The organism is Streptomyces sp. NPDC006208 (assembly GCF_040613775.1).
In the GTDB taxonomy this organism is placed as follows: Bacteria; Actinomycetota; Actinomycetes; order Streptomycetales; family Streptomycetaceae; genus Streptomyces.
The window spans coordinates 1-8,720 of record NZ_JBEXSW010000095.1; the positions used below are offsets into that span (position 1 = coordinate 1).

7 protein-coding genes are annotated in these 8,720 nt (G+C 70.7%); 4 read left to right on the forward strand and 3 right to left on the reverse strand.

The genetic code is table 11. The features are described from left to right. Positions 1-106: 106 nt before the first annotated feature. Positions 107-835 (reverse strand): SDR family oxidoreductase, encoded by a 729-nt coding sequence (locus ABZ208_RS38360; RefSeq protein ID WP_356914080.1) that lies wholly within the window; start codon positions 833-835, stop codon positions 107-109. 254 nt (positions 836-1,089) lie between these two features. Between ABZ208_RS38360 and ABZ208_RS38365 the strand changes: the two genes are divergently transcribed. Then, on the forward strand, positions 1,090-1,644 hold the full coding sequence (locus tag ABZ208_RS38365) for a TetR family transcriptional regulator (RefSeq protein ID WP_356914081.1): 555 nt from the start codon (positions 1,090-1,092) through the stop codon (positions 1,642-1,644). A gap of 196 nt (positions 1,645-1,840) precedes the next feature. Further along, positions 1,841-4,549 (forward strand): SpoIIE family protein phosphatase, encoded by a 2,709-nt coding sequence (locus ABZ208_RS38370; protein ID WP_356914082.1) that lies wholly within the window; start codon positions 1,841-1,843, stop codon positions 4,547-4,549. A gap of 42 nt (positions 4,550-4,591) precedes the next feature. Here the strand turns inward: ABZ208_RS38370 and ABZ208_RS38375 are convergent, their stop codons facing one another. Continuing rightward, on the reverse strand, positions 4,592-5,074 hold the full coding sequence (locus ABZ208_RS38375) for a nucleoside deaminase (protein WP_356914083.1): 483 nt from the start codon (positions 5,072-5,074) through the stop codon (positions 4,592-4,594). Positions 5,075-5,268: 194 nt separating this feature from the next. Here ABZ208_RS38375 and ABZ208_RS38380 point away from each other — a divergent pair, with 194 nt between their 5' ends. Continuing rightward, positions 5,269-5,994, forward strand: coding sequence for a tyrosine-protein phosphatase (locus tag ABZ208_RS38380; protein WP_356914084.1), 726 nt, complete (start codon positions 5,269-5,271; stop codon positions 5,992-5,994). A gap of 12 nt (positions 5,995-6,006) precedes the next feature. On the opposite strand, the gene ABZ208_RS38385 is transcribed toward ABZ208_RS38380, so the two are convergent. Beyond that, a complete protein-coding gene (locus ABZ208_RS38385; RefSeq protein WP_356914085.1) occupies positions 6,007-6,495 on the reverse strand; it encodes a GNAT family N-acetyltransferase in 489 nt (162 codons plus the stop codon). 240 nt (positions 6,496-6,735) lie between these two features. On the opposite strand from ABZ208_RS38385, the gene ABZ208_RS38390 reads away from it, so the two are divergent. Further along, positions 6,736-8,592 (forward strand): Xaa-Pro dipeptidyl-peptidase, encoded by a 1,857-nt coding sequence (locus ABZ208_RS38390; RefSeq protein WP_356914086.1) that lies wholly within the window; start codon positions 6,736-6,738, stop codon positions 8,590-8,592. Positions 8,593-8,720 lie beyond the last annotated feature (128 nt).

Genomic DNA, 8,720 nt, shown 5'->3' on the forward strand with positions numbered 1-8,720 from the left:
GCACCAGGAGGTGTGCGAGAAGGGCTTCGACCCGCAGCGGGGCACCTTCACCCAGTCGTACGGCTCGAAGGAGCTCGACGCCGCGGCTCGCGCGGTCCTTGCGGGGCTACATGCCGCCCGCCACCCGCAGGACGGCCCCGGTGGCGTACGACGCATCGGGGGACAGCAACCAGGCCACCGCCCCGGCGATCTCCTCCGGCTGCCCCGCCCGGCCCAGCGGAATGGCGGGCGCGACCTTGGCCGGGCGCTGCGGATCCTCGTGGAACTCGGTCCGGATGACGCCCGGGGCCACGCAGTTGACCCGGATCCCGTCACTTGCGACCTCCTTGGACAGCCCGACGGTCATCGCGTCCACGGCGGCCTTGGTGGCGGCGTAGTGCACGTACTGGCCGGGGCTTCCGAGGGTGGCCGCCGCGGAGGAGATGTTGACGATCGCCCCGCCGCCGGAGGCGCTCATGTCGCGGACCGCACGGCGGCAACAGAGCAGATACCCCAGTACATTGACGTCCAGAGCGTGGCGCATCCCGGCAGCGTCCGCGTCGGCGAGGCGGCCGTTGGGGCCGCTGATTCCCGCGTTGTTGACCAGTCCGGTCACGGTGCCGAGCGTGGCGGCGCTGTCGAACAGCCGGGCGACCGACCGCTCGTCGGCGGTGTCCACCTGCACGGGGAGCGATGTGCGGCCCGTCTCCCGGACAGCCTCGGCCACGGCCTGAGCGGCGGCCGTGTCGGAACGGTATCCGACCACGACATCATGGCCGTCGGCGGCCAGGCGCAGGCAGATCGCGGCGCCGATACCGCGGCTGCCACCGGTGACGATGGTGAGGGACTGGCGCACGGCTGCTCTCCGTATCCTCGTCGGACGACTGCGCAGAGCCTCTCATCACCCGGCGGCCGGCCCAGGGTTGGAGGAGTCGGCACACCAAGTCCTGCTGGAGGATGCCGGGTTGCGCGCGAACCACGGGCAGGCCCGGCAATCGGCTCCAGGTGGCGGTCGTACCGCGCGCCTGACGTTCCGGCCCCCGGCTGCTCCCCCTCGCTGCCGGCGCTACCGTAGAGAACGGTGATTCTCAGATCAGGAGAGGTCGGGGGATGGACAGCGCAGTCGCCAGGGAACGGGCATTGGACGCAGCCGAGGACCTGTTCTATGCACGCGGTATCCAGGCCGTCGGCATGGACGCCGTCCGGGCCGCGTCCGGTGTCTCCCTCAAGCGCCTCTACCAGCTCTTTCCCGCCAAGGAAGCGCTCGTCGAGGCGTATCTGCTGCGGCGTGACGTCCACTGGCGGCAGCAGCTCGCCGACCGCGTCGACCGCCACCAGGATCCGCGCGAGCGCATCCTCGCCGTCTACGACCGGCTCCACGAGTGGTTCAGCGAGCCCGGCTTCCACGGCTGTGCCTGGATCAACAGCTTCGGGGAGCTCGGTGCCACCTCGCCCCGCGTCGCGGAGCTTGCCCGCGCCCACAAGCAGGCCGTCAGGGACTACCTGAGGATGCTGGTGTCCGACGCCCGTCTGCCGGCGGACACCGCCGACCATCTCCATCTGCTCGCCGAGGGCGCGATGACCACCGCCGCGATCTTCGGCTCCACGGAGCCCGCGCTGCAGGCGAAGAAGGCCGCCGCCCGGCTGCTCGACGCGGCGCGCTGATCATGTCCGGCACGAGTCCCGGCGGACCGGCCGCGGCGGCGGCATGCGCGGGAAAACCTGGTGCTGCACAGACCTTGGGGATCAACAGCGGCCTTGGCATGCTTGAGCAACCCGTGGCGCGTGGCGCGTATTCATGGACCCTGGGCTGCGCCGTGCGCGGTTCGCCCGCCGTTTGCCGGAGGTGTAGAAAGAGCTTATGGCCGGACGCTACGGCCGCCCGCGCTCGGTTCTGAGAATGCGAACCGTCGCAGGCCAGGTCTTTCTCCTGCAGGTGGCGATCGTGGTGTTGCTCGTCGCCGCCGCCATGGCCGCTCTCGTCCTCCAGTCCCGCGCGGACAGCGAACGCGAAGCCACCAACCGTTCGGTCGCCGTGGCGGAAACGTTCGCGAATTCACCCGGCATCGAAGAGGCACTGGAAAGCCCCGATCCGACGGCCGTTCTGCAGCCCAAGGCAGAGGCGGCCCGCAAGAAGTCCGGGGTCGACTTCATCGTCGTGCTGAACACGGACGGCATCCGCTACACCCACCCCCTTCCCGACCGGATCGGGAAGCAGTTCGTCGGCAATCTCGAACCGGCCCTGCACGGCCAGGTCGTCACCGAGAAGATCACGGGGACGATCGGGCCGCTCGTGCAGGCCGTCGTGCCCGTCACGGGCAGTAACGGCAGTGTGATCGGCATAGTGTCGGCGGGCATCACCATCGCCAACGTCAGCGGTGTCGTCGAGGACCAGTTCCCGCTGCTGTTCGGCGCCGCCGCCGGCGTGCTGATCCTCGCCACCGGCGGGACGGCACTGGTGACCGGCCGCCTGCGGCGGCAGACGCACGGTCTCGGACCGGTCGAGATGACCCGCATGTACGAGCACCACGACGCGGTGCTGCACGCCGTGCGCGAGGGGGTGCTCATCGTCGGCGAGGACGGCGATGTGCTGCTCGCCAACGACGAGGCGCGCCGCCTGCTCGATCTGCCGCCGGACGTGGAGGGCTCCCCGGTCGCGGAGCTGGGCCTCGACCCGCTCACGACCCGGCTGCTGTCCTCGGGCAGGAACGCGACCGACGAGGTGTATCCGGTCGGGGACCGGCTGCTCGCCGTCAACCAGCGCTCGACGGACAAGGACGGCGGACCGCCGGGCAGTGTCGCGACGCTGCGCGACACGACCGAACTGCGTGCGCTCACCGGCCGGGCCGATGTGGCGCGCGGCCGTCTGAAGCTGCTGTACGACGCGGGCACGGAGATCGGCACGACCCTCGACGTGGTGCGCACCTGCGAGGAGCTGACCGAGTTCGCGTCGTCGCGGTTCGCCGACTTCGCCACCGTGGATCTGTCGGAGGCGGTCCTCAACGGCGAGGAGCCGACCGCCACGGGTGCGGACACCGGCATGCGACGTACGGCGTTCACCGGTGCCCGGGACACCGCCCTCTATCCGCTCGGCCACCTGATCCGATTCGTCCCGACCACGCGCATGGGGACCGGCCTGCGCCGGGGCGAGGCGGTGCTCGAGGCGGATCTGCGGTCGCTCTCCGGGTGGCAGGAGCAGGATCCGGTGCGGGCGGCCAAGCTGGTCGAGTACGGCCTCCACTCGATGATCGCGGTCCCGCTGCGGGCCCGCGGCGTCATTCTGGGCGTCGCGATGTTCTGGCGCGCCCAGCGGCCCGAACCCTTCGAGGCGGAGGATCTGTCACTCGCCGAGGAACTGGTGGCCAGGGCTGCGGTGAGCATCGACAACGCGCGCCGCTACTCGCGCGAGCACACGATGGCGGTGACGCTCCAGCGCAGCCTGCTGCCGCGCGGTCTGCCGCAGCAGGACGCCCTGGACGTCGCCTCCCGCTACCGGCCGGCGCAGGCCGGCCTCGGCGGCCTCGGCGGTGTGGGCGGGGACTGGTTCGACATCATCCCGCTGCCGGGCGCCCGGGTGGCGCTCGTGGTCGGCGACGTCGTGGGCCATGGGCTGCATGCCGCGGCCACGATGGGACGGCTGCGCACAGCAGTTCACAACTTCTCCAGTCTGGACCTGCCGCCGGACGAACTACTGGGTCATCTCGACGAGTTGGTGGCACGGATCGACCAGGACGAGACCGGGGAGGGCACGGAGGCCGGCGTCACCGGCGCGACCTGTATCTATGTCATCTACGACCCGGTCACCGGGCACTGCAGCATGGCGCGGGCCGGCCATCATCAGCCGGTGATCGTCCGGCCGGACGGCACGGCCGAGTTCGCCGATGTGCCCGGTGCCCCGCCGCTGGGTCTGGGGAGCCTGCCGTTCGAAACACTGGAGGTGCAGCTGCCCGAGGGCAGCCGACTGGTGCTGTACACGGACGGGCTGGTCGAGGACCGGGACCGTGAGATCGACGAGGGCCTCGAGCTGCTGCGCCGTACGCTCGCCGAGAACGCGCACCGCTCACCCGATCAGACCTGCGAGGCGGTGCTGCGCGCGCTGCTGCCCGAGCGTCCGCGCGACGACATCGCACTGCTGGTGGGCAGTACGCGCATCCTGGACGCGCGGCGGGTCGCAGAGTGGGAGGTCCCGTCCGATCCGGCGGCCGTGGCGCGGGTGCGTGCGGCGGTGACCCGCAAGCTGGACGAGTGGGGTGTGGGCGAGGAGGCGTTCACCACCGAGCTGATTCTCAGCGAGCTGGTCACCAATGCCATCCGGTACGCCAACGGGCCGATCGGCGTACGGCTCGTCCGTGGACGTGCGCTGATCTGCGAGGTCTCGGACCATAGCAGTACCTCACCCCATCTGCGGCAGGCGGCCATCACGGACGAGGGGGGCCGCGGCCTGTTCCTGGTGGCGCAGTTCGCGGATCGCTGGGGGACGAGGTACACGGCCGACGGGAAGGTGATCTGGACCGAGCAGCCGCTGTCCGCCGAGAACCGGCCTCGGCCTGCGGATCTCACCGGCAGCTGAGGCGCACACCGCCGGTCCCACCGGTGACGGAGGCGCAGCGGCTCACCTTCCGGAGCGGAAGCGGCGGTGGAGCGCGTGCACCTGCTCGGCGAACTCCGGCACGGGCCCCTGCACGTCGAGGCCGGGGACGACCTCCCCGATGGAGAGGGTGCGTACGGGAGCGTCCGGGACGCCCAGCTCCGTGAGCCAGCCTGCGAGTTGCCGCGAGGAGACCGCGTACACGATGCGGCCGAGGCCGACCCAGCCGTGGGCCGCCGCGCACATCGGGCAGTGCTCGCCGGAGGTGAAGACCGTGGCCGCCCGGCGTTCCTGGGCCGTCAGATGCTCGGCGGCCCATCGCGCGAGGGCGAACTCGGGGTGCCGGGTCTGGTCACCGAGGGAGCGTTCCCTGTTGCGGTCCTCGGCCAGGACGGTTCCGTCGCCCGCGACGAGCACGGACCCGAACGGCTCGTCACCGGCGTCCACGGCTTCGGCCGCCAGTTCCACACAGCGCCGCAGGTGGCGCAGATCGGTCTCGTCGGACATGGGACTCCCAGGTGTGCGGTGTTCGGCTCGTCGTATGCAACAGTGCCGTTTCCCGCCCGGATATTCCCCTCGGGCCGGTGCGATCGGGTCCCGGCAGCCGGCGGCGGGGCGGCCGTGCTCCGGAGGCCACATGGCACACGTACTCCCGCGACCCGGGACCGGGGAGGCATGCGTCAGCTCGTAGGCTGATCCGAATGAAGAGACATGTCGAGTTCGAACGCCTGCACAACTTCCGGGACTTGGGCGGCTATCGTGCGTCGGACGGCCGTACCGTCCGGTGGGGCACGCTCTACAGGTCCGATTCTCTGGCAAAGCTTCAGGGCTCCGACTGGGACCAGTTCCTCGCGCTCGACGTGCGCACCGTGATCGATCTCCGCTATCCGTGGGAGATAGCGGCGAAGGGCCGGGTGCCCGAGAGCGATTCGTTCGACTACGTCAACCTCAGTGTGGAGCACAGGCCTTACGACCAGGCGGAGATAGCGCCCGATCTCGACCCCTGGCGCTATCTCGCCGACCGCTATGCCGAAGTCGCCCTGGACGGGGCGAAGGAGCTGCGTCAAGCCCTTGAACTGGTCGCGGCCGACAGCGGACCGCTGGTGTTCCACTGCGCTTCGGGCAAGGACCGGACCGGACTGCTCGCCGCACTGGTGCTCGGACTCGCCGGTGTCCCGGACGACGACATCGCCGCCGACTTCGCGCTGACCGAGCTGGCCACCGAGCGGCTGATCGCCGACTGGCGGGAGGCCAACCCCGGCCGGATTCTGACGTGGCCCGGCTACGGCCGGGCGCCCGAGGAGATCATGCGGTTGTTCCTGGCCGATCTGACCGTGACGTACGGCTCTCTGCACGCATACGCCACCGGACATCTCGGCATCGACGACGAGCTGATCCGCCGGCTGCGGGCACGGCTTCTGGACTGAACCGCCGCCGGCTCATCCGATCGGGATCACGAACTCCGGACGGTCCCACGGCACCGCGGGCGGACGGGCCGGGACCGTGCCCGTCCGCCGCGCGCCCACGCTGGTGTAGAAGCCTTCGGCGGGCGGATGCGCGACGACGCGGACGGTGTCGAGGCCGGCGGCACCCGCGCGGGTGATCATGTGCTCGACCAGGAGACGGCCGATGCCGAGGCCCTGTACCCCGTCGGCGACGAACATCAGGTCCAGCTCCGGCGGGGACAGCACCAGTGCGTAGAAACCGAGCAGCCGGCCGTCCTGTCCGGCGGCCAGAAACACCTCGTGGATCTCGATGTAGTCGGGGCCCACCCGGTATCCGGCGACCATCGACTCATAGGGGCCCTCGTAGGCACGTGAGGCGCGCACCAGGCGGGTGAGACGCCTGGCGTCCCGGGCGGTGGCACGCCTGATCTGCGGCGTCTCATGGCGCGCGCCCTTGCCCGGCCCTGCCGCGTACGGGGTCATAGAGCGATTATGCCCCTTACCGAATGCGGCCCGTCACCGATCCGGACCACCGTGCCCCCTTCTGCGCGGGGTACGACGGCGGGTACGGACATGGTGCGTGCGTGGCGCGTGTTGCGGTCTGGCGCGGGCCGCAGCGACACGATGGAATGTGCGCGCGCGTCCTGCGTGATCGTCACTTCCCCGGTTTCTGGAGGCTCGATGACGTCACCCCTTTTCTTACCGGCGGCACGGAGGGTGGGCGTGGCCGCCTTCGCCGTCGCGTCCCTGCTGGCTGCGCTGCCCACGCCCGCCGCGCCGGCGGAGCGCCCGTCGCTGAAGATCGTCGACAACCGGACGCAGCCCGCGTTCTCCCGCGCCGATGCCGTTGCGCAGCAGGTGGACGTCGAGACGCAGACGGACAGCGACGGCGACGGCCGCCGCGACACCGTGCGGATGCGGATCCTGCGCCCGAAGGAGACCGACGCCGGGCTCAAGGTCGCCACCGTCATCGAGGCGAGCCCCTACTGGGGCGGCGGGAACGATGTGCCCTTCCACGAGGTCGATCTCGACGGGGACGGCCTGCCGGTGGGCAGGCGGATGTCCGGCGCGAAGCGGCTGCCCGGGGCGATCGGGCCGTCCGTGCCGTTCCCGGGGTACACGGACAACTACTTCCTGCCGCGCGGCTACGCGGTCGCGCAGGTGGACAGTCTCGGCACCGGGGACTCGACGGGCTGTCCGACCTCGGGCGGCCACAACGAGACGCTCGGCGCCAAGGCGGCCGTCGACTGGCTGGGCGGCCGGGCCCGCGGGTGGGACCTGGACGGCAGGCCCGTGAGCGCGTCCTGGTCCACCGGTAATTCGGCGATGATGGGGATCTCTTACAACGGGACGCTGCCGACCGCGGTCGCCGCGACCGGGGTGAAGGGGCTCAAGGCGATCGTGCCGATCTCCGGGATCTCCTCCTGGTACGACTACTACCGCGCGAACGGCGGGGTCGTGGCGCCGGGCGGCTATCAGGGCGAGGACACCGACATCCTCGCCAGAGGCGTGTACAGCCGGGCCGACCAGGAGATCTGCGGGCCGGTGCTGGACGGCCTGACGGCCGATCAGGACCGGGCGAGCGGCGACTGGAGCCCCTTCTGGGCGGAGCGCAACTATCTGACCGGTGTGCGCAACATCCGGGCCGGGGTCTTCCTCGTCCATGGCGGCAACGACTGGAACGTCAAGACCCAGCACTTCGGGCAGCTGTGGGACGCGCTGAAGAAGCACGACGTACCGCGCAAGCTGTGGCTGCACCAGGCGGGGCACACCAATCCGATGCCACTGCGGATGGAGGAGTGGCTGGCACAGCTCCACCAGTGGTTCGACTACTGGCTGTACGACCTGGACAACGGCGCCCTGGACGCACCCCCGGTCGATGTGGAGCAGGCGGACTTCACCTGGCGCACGCAGTCCGACTGGCCCGCGCGGGGCACGCGTGAGGTGACGCTGTGGCTGGACGAGGACGGGCTGGCACCGCTGCCGGCCTGGCCGGTGAAGCAGTCACTGACCGATGCGGGGCGCACCGTCAAGGCGGAGGAGCTGGTGGCCGCTCCCGATGACGAGCATGCGAACCGGCTCGCGTACACGACCGGTCCGCTGGCGAAGGAGCTGCGGGTGAACGGTGTGCCGACCGTCTCGGTGCGGGCCTCGCTGGAGGGGACCTCCCCGTATGTGACGGCGCTGCTGGTCGACTACGGCAGCGACACCCGTGCGAGTGCCGGCACGGTCGCGGACACCTCGCAGCAGATCTGCTACGGCGAGGGGATCCCGGGTGACACCGGCTGCACCTACCGGACGCGGCACCGCACCGAGAGCGCCGACTTCAAGATCGTGTCGCGTGGCTGGCTGGACGCCCGCAACCGTCACTCCCCCGCCCGGCAGGACAAGGTCGTGGAGGGACGGGAGTACCGGCTGAAGTGGGACATGCAGCCGCAGGACTACGTCTTCAAGAAGGGGCACCGGCTCGGTGTGGTGCTGATCTCGACGGACTACGACCACACGCTGCGCTATCCGGCGGGCACGAGGATGAGCGTGCGGACCGGCATCAGCAGCGTGACACTGCCGGTCGCGCGTTAGGCCGTGTCTGACACATCCCGCCTGGCACGCGCCGCCCGGCACGCCCACTCGCTGCGGGCGGACGGCGCGATGTGTCAGACCTGGCCTGGCCGCGCGGTCGTCGGCGGGCCGTGCTTCGCTGCACGGCC

What these genes read in the sequence shown, in the direction of transcription:
- ABZ208_RS38380 (WP_356914084.1), top strand. Translation starts at nt 5,269, where the DNA reads ATGAAGAGACATGTCGAGTTCGAACGCCTGCACAACTTCCGGGACTTG.
- ABZ208_RS38385 (WP_356914085.1), bottom strand. Translation starts at nt 6,495, where the DNA reads ATGACCCCGTACGCGGCAGGGCCGGGCAAGGGCGCGCGCCATGAGACG.
- ABZ208_RS38370 (WP_356914082.1), top strand. Translation starts at nt 1,841, where the DNA reads ATGGCCGGACGCTACGGCCGCCCGCGCTCGGTTCTGAGAATGCGAACC.
- ABZ208_RS38365 (WP_356914081.1), top strand. Translation starts at nt 1,090, where the DNA reads ATGGACAGCGCAGTCGCCAGGGAACGGGCATTGGACGCAGCCGAGGAC.
- ABZ208_RS38375 (WP_356914083.1), bottom strand. Translation starts at nt 5,074, where the DNA reads ATGTCCGACGAGACCGATCTGCGCCACCTGCGGCGCTGTGTGGAACTG.